The 17,237-nt window shown below is 55.3% G+C and carries 16 protein-coding genes and 1 other RNA gene; 10 read left to right on the plus strand and 7 right to left on the minus strand.

From position 1 onward, the window contains the following. The first annotated feature begins 106 nt into the window (after positions 1–106). The gene (locus AB5Y68_RS03125; RefSeq protein ID WP_060389232.1) at positions 107–658 is read left to right on the plus strand and encodes a recombinase family protein; all 552 of its coding nucleotides are present in this window, start codon (positions 107–109) and stop codon (positions 656–658) included. Between the two features lie 26 nt (positions 659–684). Then, positions 685–1,479: a hypothetical protein gene (locus AB5Y68_RS03130; protein WP_223920026.1), complete on the plus strand. Its 795-nt coding sequence runs from the start codon at positions 685–687 to the stop codon at positions 1,477–1,479. Between the two features lie 278 nt (positions 1,480–1,757). Here the strand turns inward: AB5Y68_RS03130 and AB5Y68_RS03135 are convergent, their stop codons facing one another. Beyond that, positions 1,758–1,940, minus strand: a complete 183-nt coding sequence (locus AB5Y68_RS03135; RefSeq protein WP_223920027.1) for a hypothetical protein — start codon at positions 1,938–1,940, stop codon at positions 1,758–1,760. Between the two features lie 269 nt (positions 1,941–2,209). On the opposite strand from AB5Y68_RS03135, the gene ffs reads away from it, so the two are divergent. Beyond that, positions 2,210–2,303, plus strand: an RNA gene (gene ffs / locus AB5Y68_RS03140) — signal recognition particle sRNA small type. 898 nt (positions 2,304–3,201) lie between these two features. Here ffs and AB5Y68_RS03145 read toward each other — a convergent pair. Then, complete coding sequence (locus AB5Y68_RS03145; RefSeq protein ID WP_080769896.1) at positions 3,202–3,996, minus strand: helix-turn-helix domain-containing protein; 795 nt, start codon at positions 3,994–3,996, stop codon at positions 3,202–3,204. Positions 3,997–4,070: 74 nt separating this feature from the next. Then, complete coding sequence (locus AB5Y68_RS03150) at positions 4,071–4,982, minus strand: LysR family transcriptional regulator (RefSeq protein WP_039039068.1); 912 nt, start codon at positions 4,980–4,982, stop codon at positions 4,071–4,073. Positions 4,983–5,040: 58 nt separating this feature from the next. Between AB5Y68_RS03150 and AB5Y68_RS03155 the strand changes: the two genes are divergently transcribed. The 7 genes from AB5Y68_RS03155 to AB5Y68_RS03185 all read left to right on the plus strand — a co-directional run bounded on the left by AB5Y68_RS03155 (position 5,041) and on the right by AB5Y68_RS03185 (position 12,287). Beyond that, positions 5,041–6,525, plus strand: coding sequence for an amidohydrolase family protein (locus AB5Y68_RS03155; protein ID WP_234704001.1), 1,485 nt, complete (start codon positions 5,041–5,043; stop codon positions 6,523–6,525). A 14-nt stretch (positions 6,526–6,539) separates the two neighbouring features. Then, positions 6,540–7,013, plus strand: a complete 474-nt coding sequence (locus AB5Y68_RS03160; RefSeq protein WP_039039069.1) for a DMT family transporter — start codon at positions 6,540–6,542, stop codon at positions 7,011–7,013. Positions 7,014–7,104: 91 nt separating this feature from the next. Continuing rightward, positions 7,105–7,986 (plus strand): SMP-30/gluconolactonase/LRE family protein, encoded by an 882-nt coding sequence (locus AB5Y68_RS03165; RefSeq protein ID WP_080769897.1) that lies wholly within the window; start codon positions 7,105–7,107, stop codon positions 7,984–7,986. Between the two features lie 384 nt (positions 7,987–8,370). Next, a complete protein-coding gene (locus tag AB5Y68_RS03170; protein ID WP_234704002.1) occupies positions 8,371–9,531 on the plus strand; it encodes an MFS transporter in 1,161 nt (386 codons plus the stop codon). A gap of 252 nt (positions 9,532–9,783) precedes the next feature. Continuing rightward, entirely contained in the window at positions 9,784–10,452 is a 669-nt protein-coding gene (locus tag AB5Y68_RS03175) for an NAD(P)H-dependent oxidoreductase (protein ID WP_366918287.1), read from the plus strand. A gap of 807 nt (positions 10,453–11,259) precedes the next feature. Next, entirely contained in the window at positions 11,260–11,661 is a 402-nt protein-coding gene (locus AB5Y68_RS03180) for a hypothetical protein (RefSeq protein WP_368206914.1), read from the plus strand. Further along, complete coding sequence (locus AB5Y68_RS03185; protein ID WP_234704004.1) at positions 11,658–12,287, plus strand: MBL fold metallo-hydrolase; 630 nt, start codon at positions 11,658–11,660, stop codon at positions 12,285–12,287. Before AB5Y68_RS03180 ends, AB5Y68_RS03185 begins: the two co-directional genes overlap by 4 nt. 183 nt (positions 12,288–12,470) lie before the next feature. Here AB5Y68_RS03185 and yjfF read toward each other — a convergent pair whose 3' ends face one another. The 4 genes from yjfF to ytfQ form a co-directional block, all read right to left on the minus strand. Beyond that, the gene (gene yjfF / locus AB5Y68_RS03190; RefSeq protein ID WP_010674604.1) at positions 12,471–13,478 is read right to left on the minus strand and encodes a galactofuranose ABC transporter, permease protein YjfF; all 1,008 of its coding nucleotides are present in this window, start codon (positions 13,476–13,478) and stop codon (positions 12,471–12,473) included. Next, the gene (ytfT, locus tag AB5Y68_RS03195) at positions 13,471–14,490 is read right to left on the minus strand and encodes a galactofuranose ABC transporter, ATP-binding protein YtfT (protein ID WP_039039072.1); all 1,020 of its coding nucleotides are present in this window, start codon (positions 14,488–14,490) and stop codon (positions 13,471–13,473) included. Before ytfT ends, yjfF begins: the two co-directional genes overlap by 8 nt. A 1-nt stretch (position 14,491) precedes the next feature. Then, complete coding sequence (gene ytfR, locus AB5Y68_RS03200) at positions 14,492–16,000, minus strand: galactofuranose ABC transporter, ATP-binding protein YtfR (protein WP_039039167.1); 1,509 nt, start codon at positions 15,998–16,000, stop codon at positions 14,492–14,494. An 85-nt stretch (positions 16,001–16,085) separates the two neighbouring features. Then, positions 16,086–17,045: a galactofuranose ABC transporter, galactofuranose-binding protein YtfQ gene (ytfQ, locus tag AB5Y68_RS03205; RefSeq protein WP_039039073.1), complete on the minus strand. Its 960-nt coding sequence runs from the start codon at positions 17,043–17,045 to the stop codon at positions 16,086–16,088. Positions 17,046–17,237: the final 192 nt, after the last annotated feature.

Genomic DNA, 17,237 nt, shown 5'->3' on the forward strand with positions numbered 1-17,237 from the left:
CGTGTGACGCGAGCGAAAGTGCCACTTTTTGCCGGTCATATGGGTTCCTTTCGACCTTCTGACCGGTCGCGTCAGTGTACCTTGCCCTATTGACCAGGAGGAGACCATGGCACTGGTGGGATATGCACGTGTCAGCACTGTGGGGCAGAGCCTGGATGCCCAGCTTCAGGCTCTGGCCGAGTGCAGCAAGATATTCAGGGAGAAGGTGAGCGGTGCAAAGGATGACCGCCCTCAGCTCGCGTTGATGCTGGATTTTGTTCGTGAGGGAGACGTGGTGATGGTGACCAAGCTGGATCGCTTGGCTCGCAACACTCGCCATCTGTTGGAGATCTCAGAGTACCTGCACGCTAAGCGGGTTGCTCTGAGGATTTTGAATCTGGGTATCGATACCTCGACACCTACCGGAAAACTGATGTTAACCATGATCGGTGCCATCGCCACGTTTGAGCGGGAGCTGATGCTGGAGCGTCAGGCAGAAGGGATTGCTATGGCAAAACAGCGTGGGGTCTACAAAGGTCGCAAGCCGACCGCCATGGCTAAAGGGGAGGAGGTGCTGTCACTCGCTGAACGGGGACTAGCCAAGGCCGAAATCGCACGTCGAACGGGGATCAGTCTCTCCAGTGTGCAGCGGATCTTGCGTGGACTGTCTGGCGAATGAATAGTTTTGACAACAAGGAAAACTACATGGAACAAGAGAAGACGAAACAAGAGTCCGGCCGGTTCTTCGAGCAGCGGGAAACTGCATCGGCACAGGTCGCAGGTAAGTGGGCCCGCTATCGCGATTGGCTAAAGCAATCTGTGCGACTAGAACTTCCGTCCAATTCAAGCGAGGTCAACAACAACCCTTATCTGCGGGGCGGGATCTGCAGTTATAACGCCTATCTCTCGGGCATGCTGAGGGCTCACCTGTGGGGGTTGTGGCTGACGGCACTTCTCGTGCTCGCCTGGCAGTTTCTGCTGCCTCGCATGGGGATGAGCATTAACTACAACGCAGGGCTTGGGATCATCATGGGCACTGTTGTAGTTGGTACTCTGCACTGGGCCATTCTGGTCTTTATTGGCTACGAAAAGCGTCTCCAGGCTGCCGTACTCACAGACCCGCTGAGCCGCATGATCGGTGTGGCTACTGTTGCGATGACTGCGACAGGATTCGTGATCGGATGGTTCATCAGCATTGAACGTTCTGCACACTTTGCAAGGATTTATGGACTATCCAATGATCTTGGCCTCGGCTATGACGTTGGACTCAAAACATCAGAGTTTCTGTCGGAGCTAGGCTATGACTCCTGGATATTGGCCAGCCAAGTCATGGTCTACGTTGGCTTGGCTCTGCTCTTCTTGATCCCAAGTTACCGCAACAGCGATAACCTTGCAGAAGAGGCGAAAGAGGCGTTAGGGAAGGCACAGGGCTATCCTACCCCGATCCTGTTTGTGTTCCATTTGCTGCTGCTGTTTCCGGCAGTGGCGATTCTGGCCTAGTAGACTTGAAGGAGCTCACATCAGAGCTCCTTTTCTTTAGCAGGTATGCAAGGCATCAAGCCGGTAGCGGTGCTTGGCTCGGCAACCACGGCACCATGATTGTATCCTGGTTACACCAGCCATCCGTCTGAATCCGAATTCTCCTGCCCGATAGAACACATGAACGCCAGCCTGTTCTGAACAGTTCGGGCAGCTTTTGAGTTTCTGCCCGTTTTGATGGAACACAACAGAATGATTGAGTGGCTGGCCACAAGAACACTGGTCGGTCATCGGCGATCTCACTTACGGCGGTTGTCGGTTTCTTTGGCTACCCCTTTGAAGGGTTCTCCATCTTGTTTCTGGTCGATAAAGCGGCCAGTGTCAGCGTCCCGTTTCACCCAGTTTCCAGTCACCGGATTTTTTACCTGGGTACGGTCGTTGACGGAACCTTGTCGATAGCCTTTGCCTGTGTTCGTAGCCATATGTCACCTCGGGTTTAAGTGAGACCCAAAGTTATCATTAGATGTCATTTTGCTCAACATTGGGTTGATTGTTGAGCTGCTGCGGGAGGGGATGGGGTCTTTAATGAGGTGCTTGCAGTGTACGGGGGAGGGCGGGTAGGATTGCCCTGTTTGTTACCCATTTAAGCATGTCCACTTGATGTGGATGACCGTACTTGCGGCGGATTCTCGCTTGTTGAGGTTTCAGAACACGGTGATGGCAATCAGTTCCATCCCCAAGTGCCTGATTTATTTGGGCTCGCATTGATAACCCGTCGACCTGGTCAGGACCGGAAGGTAGCAGCCAAGGCGGGGGACTCGAGTGCCGGGATGTGGCTGGTAGGGCCACCACCTGTTTCTGCAATTCAATAAATTAGCTTCCTAAAGCCCTTGGTCATCCACTTTGTGTGGACGACGAGGAGCTCATCGATGAATCTCTGGCTCAGTCCACACGGCATCTGGTATTACCGGAAAATCACCACGCTCCCCTGTGGTCGTCGTAAAGAGATCCAGAAATCCTTTCATTCCCGAGATAAGTTAGTTGCCCGTAGCAAGGTGGCTCAGTTGCTCGCCTGCGCTCGTTCTCGGGTAAAGCCTGAGTCTGTCCAGCCAGAACCTCAGCCAAACTTCCTGCCAGAGCCTCAGTGGCTACAGCAACAGACACCCTCAGCGGCCAATCCTGCTCCTAAGGCAGTCTCTGAGACTCCTTCTGCCATTTCATCCCCTGCACTCTCAGAACTCAGTGAGCGTTATCTGAAAGAGAATGCCCTATCCTGGGCACCAAAAGTGAATCGCCACAACTATCCCCTTCGCCAATCCCAATTTCAGTCGCATATTTGCAGAACCGCCATTTATCTCCCAAAGTACGAGCTTTTGTTAACTGGGTCACTGAAATATTCAATTCTTGCCCTTTACTCAGTGGTGTTGATGTTAATTCAGATTGTAGCCTTTCACTTCCGCTTAAAGCACCGACTAATACACTACGTCAGGAGCTCGACCAGATGAACAGTACCGGGATTATATAATCTTCGAGTCATACGCCTCATCGAACCCGAGTGACCCTATCCATTTCAATTAGATTGTGGTTTAGGCACATGGATATTAGGTGAATACCATCCCCAGGCATCCAGGATGTTTTTAAATACAGGTTGTAAAATAGCGAACTGTTGATGTTTGAAATGTCGGAGCCTCATATAAAATCGGTTAGCCTAATGAAAGCCCGCGGAAAATTAATTTGAGCAGATCAACGAAAAGACGCAAAATATTGCGTCGGAGATTTCCCCAGTGCTTTCTTGAACATGGTGATGAAAGCACTCACAGAGTCATAGCCCAGAGTGCCGGCCACATTTTGAACTGACTGTCCCTCTGCCAAATGCCTTAACGCAATCACCAAATGAAGCTGCTGACGCCAACGTCCGAAACTCACCCCTGTTTCACTTTGCACCAGTCTGGCGAGCGATCGTTCACTGGTTGCAAGCCGAACGGCCCACTGTCGTAATGTTGTGCGGTCACCCGGGGTAGCAAAAAGTGCATCCGTAATGTGTTTGATTTTGGGATGAGTAGATACTGGTAGATAAAGCGCTTCAACTGGCGCATCAGGAATTTGTTCCAAAAGTACAGATGCGAGTCTGGCCATCTTTCCTTCTGAAGGATAGGAAGGCCCCTGATCTGCAAGATGAAGAATGAGCTCGCGAACGAGGGGGGTAATAGCAATCGTACAGCAGGTTTCAGGCATGACTGCTGAGCCGGGCTCAATAAAAAGAAAGCAAGTGCGGGCATTTTGCGTTATACGACAACTGTGAGGTGTATCACCAGGAATCCATACCGCATGCCCGGGAGGAACAAGCCACATTGCATTCTGTACTTCACAGCTGACTGCGCCATGTAAAGACATTATCAGCTGACCTTTCCTGTGAGCGTGCGGGTTGATACCTGAATACTCGCCTGAAGATATCACGTGCAAGGCAACGGCTGCCTGAGTGAATGTATCCGAGTCAAATTCTTCAGGTGAAGAGATCTCTTTTTTGTAGTCTGGCATAGTTTAGATAACGATGTTGCTTAGTCTGTTTTTATACATGTTGAGTATATTTAAAGTTCTATTTTCTTATCTCGTCACATTCGTTTTTCCGGGCTGGCATTATGAATAAGCTCGGCGATCCAATCAGCAAATGCACGCACAGCAGGAGAAAGAAAACGCTGATGAGGATAAAGCAATGTAACAGGTACCGATGGCGGTTGCCAATCTGCTAGCACCTCGATGAGCCTTCCTGCCTGCAGGTGCTCCAGTACAACATTCTCGGCAAGCTGGATGAGGCCAAAGCCATCGAGGCACATCTTGATATAAAGCCCCGTGTCATTGACGGCTGCGGTGCCGCTCACAGTAACCGATAGAGTCTCTTTACCGCGGACAAAGCGCATTTCGTTTGCATGCCTGGCGAGGCCCGAAAAGTAGTGGACCGCCTGGTGCACAGACAGTTCTTCAGGGGACTGGGGAACACCGTTTTCGTGAAGGTATTCAGGCGAGGCGCAGGTTACCCACCGAAACCGGCCAAGGGGACGAGCAACAAGGGTGGAGTTATTCAGCTCTCCTGTTCTGATCACGCAGTCCACACCTTCCTGAACAAGATCAACCTGCCGGTCACTCACACCTATCATCAGGTAGATATCTGGATAACGTTGGTGAAAGTCTCTGAGATTCGGCATGACGATGGAATGTGCTATCCCGCTCGGCATATCAACCCGCAAACGCCCCTGTGGCCGCTTGATAGCCTCCGTCAGGCTGGACTCGGCATGTTCAATCAATGAGAGTATTTCCCTGCACTGGCCAAGATACTGCAAGCCTTCAGGGGTGAGGTTCACCCGCCTCGTTGTTCTGTTCAGCAGGCGCACCTGCAGGTATTTTTCGAGGTTTTTAATCGTACTGCTGACTGTCGAGGAAGGCAGTGAGAGGGTCTCTGCTGCCTGCACGAAGCTTCCGGTCTCAGCAACCCGCATAAAGATCTGCATAGCCTGAATACGATCCACAGCCCTTCTCCCTTGAGACGATAACTCTACCGATAGTTCCCATGATTATTCGAAGATCATGAATTATGAAAACAGTTTGGTCATCTTTTTCAGGGTAATAGAGTGCCGTATCTTTTTGCCATTGGCTAGAAAAGAGGCTCTTGAAATGACCGGATACGTTAGAAATATTGTTAATAATCAAGATGTAATACCAGATTCAATCTTGATCAAGGGGGCCACGATCCTCAGCATGGATGAGAACGTGGGTAACATTGCACGTGGAGACATTCTGATCAGTGGATCAACCATTACGGCCATAGGCGAGAATCTGGAGGCGAATGGGGCCCGTGTCATCGATGCTACGAACATGATCGCCATGCCGGGGATGGTGGATTCTCATCGCCACTCCTGGGAGGGACAACTGCGCCGCATCAATCCGAATGCCACTTGTCTGGAAGACTACAGCAACGCCACGCACTTCTCTTTCGCCAAGTACTATCGCCCTGCCGATATGTATATCGGCAACCTGCTGACGGCACTGGGCTGCATTGATGCAGGCATCACCACCGTCATTGACAATTCCCATAACAGCCGCACCGCAGCTCATTCGGACGCCGCCGTCGAGGCCCTGCTGGATGCAGGGATCCGTGCCATACACGCCTCCGGCGCACCGGTATCGGGGGAATGGGACAAGGCTCATTGGCCGGGTAACTGGCAACGCCTGCAAGAGAAATATTTCAAGGACAACCCAGAGAGCCTGGTTTCCCTTGCTGTCATGGCCCAGCTGGAGCCTGCATTGTGGGCCGAGGCTCGCAGGCTGGGACTGCCGATCGTCACTGAATTCTTTGGTTCTTTTATGGCGTCTGAGCTGGAGTCACTGCATCGGCGCGGTCTGCTCGGCCCGGACAATATTTTCAATCACTGCACGTCACTGCCAGATGAGGGATGGAAGATCCTGCGAGAAGCCGGTGTCCGGGTGAATGTCTGCCCGCGCTCCGATGCGCACTATGGCATCGAGGACGGTATGTTTGCCATCCAGGCAGCGCAGCGTCATGGCATCAGCCCTGGCCTCAGCGTCGACAATGAAACCTCTTACAGCACTGATATGTTTATGGAAATGCGCGTGGCATTTTACCTGCAACGGGTGATGGGCATGCATCAACAGCATTGCTGCGGCACCGACCACTCGCTGACCACGCTGCCGGCTGCCCAACTCCTCAAATCGGCGACTGTCGATGGTGCTGCCTGTGCAGGGCTGCTGGACAAGGTAGGGAGCCTGACACCAGGAAAACAGGCGGATCTCATTCTGATCAATGCTGGCGACATCAACCTCTACCCGTCCGGCAATGCCTTTGGCACCGTGGTGCATGCGACAGAGCGCAGCAACATTGATACCGTCATGATCGGTGGACGCATCGTCAAGCAGCATGGCAAGGTGCTGGGCGTAGACAGCACGCGCCTTCGCGCCGCCATTGATGAGTCCCGTGAGCATCTGTTTGCCGCCGCCGGGTATGAGCCTGACATTTTTGCTGACGCCTTCCTGCCGCTGGCACAGGCACACTGACAGGTATGAAACCCATGAGCACGCTGTATTACGTCATCGCTTTTGCCGCAGGTCTCGGGATCACGCTGCAGACGACTCTGAATAGTCAGCTGGCACGAGGACTCGGGGGCGATTCGGTCACCGCCGCATTGTTCTCCTTCGCGGCCGGTGCATTCAGCCTTGGGATCTTCTCGCTGCTGCGTGGCGGATTATTCACCTCGCTTGCGGCCATTCCATCACAGCCTCTGTGGAGTCTGGCTGGCGGCCTGATCGGTGCTTGCGCGTTGTTCAGCTATGTCGTGCTCGCACCGAAAATCGGGTTTTCAGCCCTGCTTGGGTTGGCCATCGTCGGACAGTTGCTCTCATCCCAGGTCATCGACCATTTTGGTCTGCTTGGCACCATCCAGCGTCCGGTATCTTTGATAAAGCTGGGTGGAATGCTGGTCATGCTGACCGGGCTCGTCATCATGCTGTTCGGTGATCGGTTAGCTGAGCGCCTTATGCACTGATGAAGCGGCATTCTGATTTTTGACCTTCACGAACGTCTGCCCCTGGGGTAGACGTTCGCCAATACCTTATGAAAGTGCCAGGAGGATTAACATGTTTTCAATTGCAGTAGATGCCAGGAACACACTGGGAGAGTGCCCCCTTTGGTGTGATAAAACCCGCAGGCTGTTCTGGACGGACATTGAAGGTAGCGAGCTGCTCGCCTTTGAAGGAGATAGTAACGCGGTAACGCGCTGGTCTTTGCCTGAACGCCTCGGCTCATTCGCACTCACCGAAAAGACAGACGTTCTGCTGATGGGATTGGCATCTCGGATCGGTTTCTATGACCTGAATACTCGCAGTTTTACTGAATTGGTTTCCTCTCCGGGGGAGATCGGAACGCGAATAGGTGATGGCCGCTGCGATCGTTCAGGCAATTATGTCTTCGGCACCATGGATGATGGAGACCCGTTACAGAGTATCGGAAAATTCCACAGACTGAATGCCGCAACGCTTGATATAGAGACGTTGCCTCTTCCCGAAGTGGCTATTCCCAATAGCATCTGTTTCAGCCCGGATGGTGGCACCATGTATTACTGCGACTCGATGCAAGGGCGCATTTTCTGCTGTGATTACCCTTCCTTCGAAAATCAACGCGTGTTTACTGAAATAGAAGGAGGTGGGGCACCAGATGGTTCTTGTGTGGATGCGCAGGGCTACTTATGGAATGCAGAATGGGGAGGCAATCGGATTGTGCGCTATTGTCCGGACGGAACAATTGACTGCGTTCTTCCATCCCCTGCTATTCAGAGCACATGCCCAACGCTGGCAGGTGAGGCATTCACAACCCTATACTGCACCAGTGCACGTATTGGTCTTTCCGCGCCATCACGACATGACGGTGCGATATTAGAGGCCAGATCAAACGCCATCGCCGGCTTGCCAGAAAATCGATTTGCCGCATCAGTGGTCTCTGGAGATATGATCTTCATCTGACAGTCACCATAAGGGGGACCATGGGCTTTAATCCGAACAACCAAGTGCTCACCCTCATGGCGACCTCGTATTTCCTCGACTCAACCACTATATAGTCCACCAATCTGTCATAACAATTCGTGGCCATATTAGGGCTGGATGATGGAAGTCCTACCGTACAATATGTTCAAAAATGGTGTATTTGATATCGAATGACAGAGCAGGGTGGCCCTAGAGGAAAACGGTTTCAGTCGCCTCTGGCGACATAACATGTTCAGTGCTTTGGCATAATTTAGAAACATACTGTCTTGTTTTCTATATCTTGCAATCAACATGCATTTTAAACTCTTCTTTTTATCAGAGATAACATAGAAAATGTCAAACATAAAAAACAAGTGGCATACCATGGCACTTGTGATGGGAATCCTTTTTATTGCCGCGAACTTGCGCGTTCCTTTCACCGCTATCGCACCGGTTTTACCATTAATCCAAGACAAGTTTGAACTCAGTATCACCGCAGTCGGGTTGCTCAATTCATTACCCTTGCTTGCCTTTGCAGCATTTTCACCGTTGAGCGCCCCTGTTGCTCAGAGATTAGGACTGGAGCGAACCCTATTGGGCGCAATGGTTATTATCTCAGCAGGGATTCTACTCCGTTCCGCAGGAAGTATTTGGGCGTTGTACGTGGGCACGATCCTGATTGGAACAGGGATCGCTCTGGGGAATGTATTGTTGCCTAGCCTGATCAAACGTGATTTTTCTTCAAACATGGCATCTATGACAGGTGCTTATTCCATTACGATGGGGGCGGCAGGTGCTATCGGTTCGGCAATTATCATTCCGCTGACGCAGTTTTGGAGCTGGAATATTGCTTTGGCGCTGATAGTGGTAGCTCCGCTACTTGCGCTTACTTTATGGCTGCCACAGCTTAAAAAACACCATCAACAACAGCGATCAGTTACGAAAAAGACAACAACTGTCGAGGTTTGGAAATCCCCTCTGGCATGGCAGGTCACGTTGTTTATGGGGCTGAATGCAATGCCCTTTTATGTTGCGGTAGGCTGGCTGCCAGCGATTCTGACGGACCATGGTATCTCCTCTGCAACAGCTGGTGCCGTGCACGGAATGCTGCAGCTAACTACGGCTATTCCCGGAATAATACTGGCAGCGATGCTGCGCCGCCTGAAAGACCAGAGGCTATTGGCCGTCGTGGTCAGTCTGCTGACGGCACTGTCTCTGATGGGAATAGCCTATGCGCCCGATTTGGCAATGCTGTGGGCCGCTATTCTGGGGTTTGGCTCAGGTGCGAGCATGATGTTGGGTCTGACCTTCATCGGTTTGCGCACACAAAATGCTGGCGATGCTGCAGCCCTGTCAGGAATGGCGCAGTGTGTCGGCTATTTGATGGCGGCAATGGGACCGCTGCTGCTGGGTCAAGTGCACGATTGGTCCGGTAGTTGGACTGTGCCACTGTTGGTGACTGCTGCGCTCGCTGTGGCTGGCGCTTGTACTGGAATGGCTGCAGGACGCAATGTGCACCTGGAACCCGCATCGTCGCTGAACTGAATCTTGACGTCCGCCAGTAGGAAAAGGAAATACTCCCCTGATGATTGAAAGACGGTTGTCACCATCTCCAGGGATTTGCAGTGCATTTCATGCTGCAGAAAATATCTTGCGAATGGCTATATTCATTTCTCCAGACAGTTTTTAAGATTAGCCTCCCTGCTTTATATTATTAACTGCCGGGGGGTAATAACTGTTACTGATAAGTGCCGAGCATTATCATATGTCGAATTTTTATTAAAAATGCTGGTGAGCATGTTTGAATCGAGATGGGTCCGCCTGGAAAAACTCAAAGATTCTAGTGCGCCCAGCCTCTTGCAATCTGAAAAAGGTAGTGATTTTATGAGTAACATTCTGATTGTTAATGGCGCCAAAAGTTATGGTTTTGCCAAAGGTGAGTTAAACCAACATTATGTCAATGTCGCTTGTGAGATATTAAACCACCTTGGGCACACGGTATCTGTTACCAATGCTGATAGCGATTTTGATCCTCCAAGCGAGATAGCAAAAATTCTCAACAGCGATGTACTGATTTATCAGATGCCGGGATGGTGGATGGGGGAACCATGGACCGTTAAAAAATGGATCGATGATGTGTTTACAGAGGGTCATGGCTCTCTGTATGAAAGTGATGGCCGAACTCGCTCCGATATGTCAAAAAAATATGGCTCAGGCGGTCTTGTTCAGGACAAAAAATACATGCTCTCTCTTACATGGAATGCACCATTAGAGGCATTTAATGATCCTAAACAGTTCTTTGAAGGCCAGGGAGTGGATGGGGTATACCTGCATTTCCATAAGGCAAATCAGTTTTTGGGCATGAAAGCACTACCCACCTTTATCACAAATGATGTGGTAAAAAATCCGGATGTAGAGAATGAAACAAAGCGTTTCATCAATCATCTCACGGCTTTATTTTCTTAAGCTTATTTAGAGTAAAGCCCTTACAGGGCTTTACTTTTCCCTTTTGGCAAAATCAAGATAGGGCGAAACTGCAATTCGGTATCCAAGGGTCAGAGACTTGATAATAGGAGTTGAGTCAATTCGTTTGGATGGACTCTTCTGAATTCATCAACGAGGCACGGTTTCGCCAACGTCCAGAGAACTGTTGGCTTCGGAGACGGAACAGTCTTGGTCGAGCATCTAGGACACGCTTCCTGCTTGAACTTGGCAGTGAATAAACAACATTGTTTTGCCATTGAACACCTCTGATCATGGTGGCGACTGTACCACCTAAATGGTGTCCGGGATGATTAAACCACTACACCTGTGCCCTATGGGCGTTTATCAGGCTTCAGACCGCGTCACTGTCCCCTTGAGATCATGCTTTCCCTCAGTCACCTCCCGTGGCCTCTATGGCCCAGCCATCTTCTGACTTTCAGCACTGCAAGCTCTTGCAGTACGCCATCTGACGCCTCCTTTTGTTGGCGCCGGCAGAGCAGGTGAGGCCATGCGCTTGATGCGACACCATGCCGGGGCCACGCGGCAACGCGAACCCCTCTGGTGGCGGGAGCCCGGGCAGGCTATCTTGCCGTTACTGGAGACGCCGGGAACCGGTTTCATACCGTGCGACTCTCCCGTTCTGTTTTATGGATGGTGAGGCCCCGTGCAGGGGCTGCTCTCGACTCACCAGAGACCAGGCAGACAGGCGTGGCATGAATGCAGACCCCGTCAGCCTCTTTTCGCGCCCCTGAGGGGCGCCGTTTTCTGTGGTTGCTCAAAGGAGCCCTGATGATTGGCATGATCGCATCTCTACTCAAACCGGGCCTGCCCGAACACCCGGACTCCTCGCAATATCAGGGGGGCCGGTTCAACAATGCCGTGACACCCCAGGCGCGAAGCCTCTGGGAAGGGGCCAGGCTCTGGTGGGACTTCCTGTTCGCCAAGCCTGAGGGCACGGTGCCGGATCGCGCCATTCCGGTACAGGTCATGACCCGGGAGGGGCTCATCGCGGCGCCGGACAACAGCGTGTGGCGCCTCGGCCACTCCACTCTGCTGCTCAAGTTGCAGGGCACGTTCTGGCTGACGGATCCCGTGTTCAGCGAGCGGGCCTCGCCGGTGCAGTGGTTTGGCCCCAAGCGCTGGCATCAACCGCCCATCACCCTGGAGGCGCTGCCCCCCATCGAGGGGTGATCCTCTCCCATGATCACTACGACCATCTCGATCACGGGGCCATACTGGCGCTGCAGGAGAAGGTCGACCACTTCATCACGCCCCTCGGGGTGGGGGCGCGCCTCATGGCCTGGGGGATTGCGAAGGAGAAGATCCGCGAACTGGACTGGTGGCAGCAGACCCGAGTGGGCGGTGTCACCCTGGTAGCGACCCCGGCCCAGCATTTCTCCGGCCGTGGCCTCGGGGACGGCAACCAGACCCTCTGGGCCTCCTGGGTCATTCGCGGCGAGGGGGTCAACCTCTTCTTCAGCGGTGACAGCGGCTACTTCGACGGTTTCAAGGAGATTGGCAGGCGCTACGGTCCGTTCGACGTGACCTTCCTCGAGACCGGGGCCTACGACAAGCGCTGGGAGCTGGTGCACATGCTCCCGGCGCAGACGGCGCAGGCGTTTCACGATCTTGGGGGGAAATGGCTCTATCCGGTGCACAACGGCACCTTCGATCTGGCCATGCACCGCTGGAACGATCCGCTTGAGCAGATTGCCCGCTTGGCTGCCGAGCAACAGATCCCCCTGACCACGCCTGTCATGGGGGAGCCTCTGGAGGTGCTGAGCCCCCATGAGGGCAACCCCTGGTGGTGCGATTGACCTGAGTGCCCTCCAAAGACGGTATCACCCCTCAAAGGGGCGTGCGGGAGGCTAGGGCCGGGCCCTGTGAGGGCCCCCGCTGCCTCCCCATCCTCTGCGCCGGACCCGTGACGGCCAGGCGGGGAGGGCGCACGAGAGTGCCTTGCCCCCGTTATCTTCTGCCACCAGAGTCTTGCTGATACCTCACTCGGGCTGGGCGGCAACCTGGCGCTTGAAAGGACCTGGCTTGTTGGCCTTGCGGTGCTCCGAAACCAGGATCAGCAGGCGCTGCAGGGCGATGAAGCTGAACAGCAGCAGGCCGATGATGATCTTGGTCCACCAGGAGCTGAGGGTGCCGTCGAAGTTGATGTAGGTCTGGATCAGCCCCTGGATCAGCACCCCGAACAGGGAACCGAAGACGGTGCCCACCCCGCCGCTCAGCAGAGTGCCGCCGATGACCACGGCGGCGATGGCATCGAGCTCCACCCCGACGGCGGCGAGCGGATAGCCCGCCGAGGTATAGAGCGCGAACACGATGCCTGCGAGGGTCGCCAGGGTGGTGGAGAGCAGGTAGATGCGAATGGTGGTGTGGCGCACCGAGATCCCCATCAGGGCTGCCGAGGTGGCGTTGCCGCCGATGGCGTAAACGTTGTTGCCAAAGCGAGTGCGGTTGGCGAGCAGGATGCCGAAGACCACCACCGCCAGCATGATGAGGGCCAGCAGGCTCAGGCGACCGCCCCCCGGTATCTTCCACGACAGGCTCGACAGGTAGGTGAAGGTGGGGTGATCGATGGGCAGGGACTGCTCGGAGATGAGAAAACTTGCCCCCCGCAGGAAGAACATGCCCGCCAGGGTGATGATGAAGGCGGGGATCTTCAGGGTGTCGATGAGCCAGCCCATGAGGGCGCCAAAGCCTGCTCCGAGCACCAGTACCAGAGGGATGGCCAGCACGGGGCTGACCCCCAGCTTCCCGATGAGGGTTGCCAGCAGCACGCCGGTGAAGGCGATGACGGCCCCCACCGACAGATCGATGCCCCCCGAGAGGATGACGAAGGTCATGCCCACCGCCACTATTCCCAGAAACGCGTTGTCCGTCAGGATGTTGCAGATGATGCGGGTGGACATGAAGGCAGGGAAGGAGGCCAGGCAGAGCAGATAGCCCAGCACGAAGACCATGATGGTCACCATCAGGGGGAGGTTGCGTTTAAACATGGCGAGTCCTTCGCTGGAAGAGGTGGTTGAGGGCCGGTGACTGCATGACCAGCACCGCCAGCACCACCAGGGCTTTGACGATCTGGTTCCACTGGGGCTGGTAGCCGGAGAGCAGGATCCCGGTGTTCACCCCCTGGATGATCAGTATGCCGATCAGGGAGAGGGCGAGGTTGAAGCGCCCCCCCATCAGGGAGGTGCCTCCTATCACCACCGCCAGAATGGCGTCCATCTCGAGCCAGAGCCCGGCGTTGTTGGCATCGGCACCCCGGATGTCGGCGGCGACTATCATGCCGGCGACGGCGGCCATCATGCCGCTCAGCAGGTAGGTGGCGATCACCACCATGGGGGTGTTGAGCCCGGCGTTCTTGGCGGCCTTGATGTTGATCCCCACCGCTTCGATGAAGAGGCCGAGGGCGGTGCGCTTGGTCAGCAGCCAGAGCAGCAGCGCCATGCCCAGGGTGATGATGACCGGGGTGGGCAGATAGAAGAGGGAGCCGCTGCCGATCCAGGCGAGGGCGTCGTTGTTGAAGGTGATGATCTGCCCCTCGGTGATGAGCTGGGCGATGCCCCGGCCCGCCACCATGAGGATCAGGGTGGCGACGATGGGCTGGATCTTGAACACCGCCACCAGCAGGCCGTTCCACAGGCCGCACAGAAGGCCCACCCCGATGACGGCGGCGAAGATGACCGGCAGGCTGTGACCGCCGGTGGCCAGGCTGGCCATGGTGGCCCCGCTGATGGCCATGACGGCGCCCACCGACAGGTCGATGCCGCCGGTGGCGATCACCAGCGTCATGCCGAGGGAGAGCAGGGCCACCGGGGCACAGCGGTTGAGGATGTCGATGAGGCTGCCAAACAGCCGCCCATCCTGGATGTGGATGGCGAAGAAGTTGTCGGCGACCAGGGCATTGATGAGCAGCACGCACACCAGGGCGGCGCACTGGGCCGAGCCCGTGGGCCACTCCCTGCGGGCGCGCGACCCCTTGGCGAGGGGGAGAATGGATGACGTCATATCAGGCCTCACATGCAATGGCGTTCATGATGGCAGGGACGCTCAGGGCGTCCGTCGCAAGCTCTGCCACCTGTTTTCTGTCACGAAGGACGATCACCCGATCGGCATAGCCCACCAGCTCCTCGAGCTCGGAGGAGATGACCAGCAGGGCCAGCCCGTTGGCGCAGAGGGATTCGATGAGGCGGATGATCTCGGCGTGGGCCCCCACGTCGATGCCCCGGGTAGGCTCGTCCAGGATCAGGAACTGGGGTTTGGTGAGCAGCCAGCGGGCGAGCAGCACCTTTTGCTGGTTGCCCCCGGAGAGAAACTGGATGGGCTGCTCTGGTCCCGGGGTCTTGATGGCCAACTGCTCGATGAGGCGGGCGGTGATCTCGTCCTGTTCCTTGCGAGACAGGGGATGCAACCAGCCCCGCTGGGCTTGCAGGGCCAGCACCATGTTCTCCCGCACCGAGGCCGAGGCGATGATGCCGGCGCTCTTGCGATCCTCCGGGCAGAAACCAAAGCCGTTGGCGGCCGCCTGGCGTGCAGAGCGGATGGTCACCGGCTTGTCCCGCACCCGGCACTCGCCGCTGTCGCTCGGCACTATGCCGAACATCAGCTCGGCGGTCTCGGTACGACCGGACCCGAGCAGGCCGGCGAGGCCCACTATCTCCCCGGGCATGACGTCGAGACTGAAGGGGGCGATAACTCCCCGCTTGCCATAGTCCCTGAACGACACCATGGGCTGGTTGCTGCGCAGTGTCTTGCCCGCCCGCTTGAGGGCATTGTCGTCCAGTTCGCGTCCCAGCATCATCTTGACCAGCTCCAGTTGTGGCAGTGCCTGGGTGTCGCGGGTGCCGACCAGCTCGCCGTTGCGCAGCACTGTGATGCGATCGCTGATGGCGTAGACCTGATCGAGAAAATGGGTGATGAAGATGAGGCTTACCCCCTGATCCCGCAGGCGCGTCATCAGGGAGAAGAGCATCTGGACTTCGCTGGCATCCAGGCTCGCGGTGGGCTCGTCCAGGATCAGGATCCTGGCGGAGAGTGACACCGCCCGGGCGATGGCCACGATCTGCTGCATGGCGACCGAGTAGTGGTCGAGGGGCAGGGTGACATCCATCTCGAAGCCGTGGCTGGCCATGATGGCGCTGGCCTGCCGGGTCATGGCGCCCCGGTCGATGAAGCCGAAACGGCGGGGCTCATGGCCGATGAAGAGGTTGTCTGCCACCGACATGTTCGGCAGCAGGTTGACCTCCTGATAGACGGTGCCTATCCCCAGACGCTGGGCATGGGCGGTGTCCGTCGGGGAGATAGGGACGCCATCGAGTTCGATACGGCCGGCGTCTCGCTGATAGACACCGGTGAGGGTCTTGATCAACGTGGACTTGCCGGCCCCGTTCTCGCCGAGCAGCGCCATGATCTCTCCGCGGCGCAGGGAGAAGTCCACCTGATGCAGGGCCCGTACTCCGGGAAACGCCTTGCATATTCCGCGGGCATTCAATACGACATCGTGAGTGTTCTCTGACATGAACATTGGCTCTCCGATATAGCGCGCCATACAAGTTCAATCACTTATATGGCGCGCTATGTGACAGTCTGGCGGGGGAGCGGGATTAATAACCCATGTCTTTTTTCAGCTCGAGCTGCGCCTCGGCACTCCCGGGCTCAAACAGTTTGGACTCCGTCCTGATATGTTTGGGGGGCAGGGTGCCATCTTTCTTATAGGCCAGCAGGGCATCGAAGGCCGGTCCCGCCATATTCGGCGTGAGCTCCACCGAGGCATTGGCTTCGCCTGCGATCATCGCCTTGAAAATATCCGGCACGCCATCGATGGAGATGATCTTGATATCCTTGCCCGGTTTCAGCCCGGCCTCTTTAATGGCCTGGATGGCGCCGATGGCCATGTCATCGTTATGGGCGTAGACGGCGCAAATATTCTTGCCGCTATTTTCCGCCTTGATGAAGCTCTCCATCACCTCCTTGCCCTTGCTGCGGGTGAAGTCGCCGGACTGGGTGCGGATGATCTTGATGGTGGGCACGGCCGAGACGGTGTCGAGGAAGCCCTTCTTGCGATCCAGCGCCACGCTGGCACCCACTGTGCCCTGCAATTCCACCACGTTGCACGGTTTGCCATCCTGCTGCTTGATGAGCCACTGGGCTGCCACTTCCCCTTCGTGGACGCTGTCGGCGGCGACCCCGGTCATGAAGAGACCGTCATCTTTTACCGTGATATTGCGGTCCAGCAGGAAGACCGGGATCTCGGCCTCTTTCGCCTCCTGCAATACCGGCTCCCAGCCAGTCTGTACCACGGGGGCAATAAAGATGGCATCCACCCCCTGGGCAATAAAGGAGCGAATGGCCTTGATCTGGTTCTCCTGTTTCTGCTGGGCATCCGCAATTTTCAGGATGATGCCGCGTTTTTGGGCTTCGCTCTTGGCGACCGATGTTTCTGCAGCTCGCCACCCGGATTCAGAACCAATTTGCGAGAAGCCCACGGTCATCTCTGCAGAATATGCAGTGGCCGAGAGAATAAGGGTGCTGATAATGCTCGCCAGTTTCACTTTTTTATACATATGACACTCCTTTGTGATGCATGGTGAAATAAACCGGAACACGTCAGGTTTTTATTGTACGGGTCAAGGTTATAGGCTCTTGAATTAAACGGCGGGAGGTGGCTCACAGAAAATTTTCAGCAGCACGATGCTTCATACAAACAGCAGAAGAGTTCATATATCGAGCCCTGCCTGTATTGATTTTTATGCATA

The organism is Aeromonas sp. R6-1, assembly GCF_040908165.1.
Lineage (GTDB): Bacteria > Pseudomonadota > Gammaproteobacteria > Enterobacterales > Aeromonadaceae > Aeromonas > Aeromonas caviae.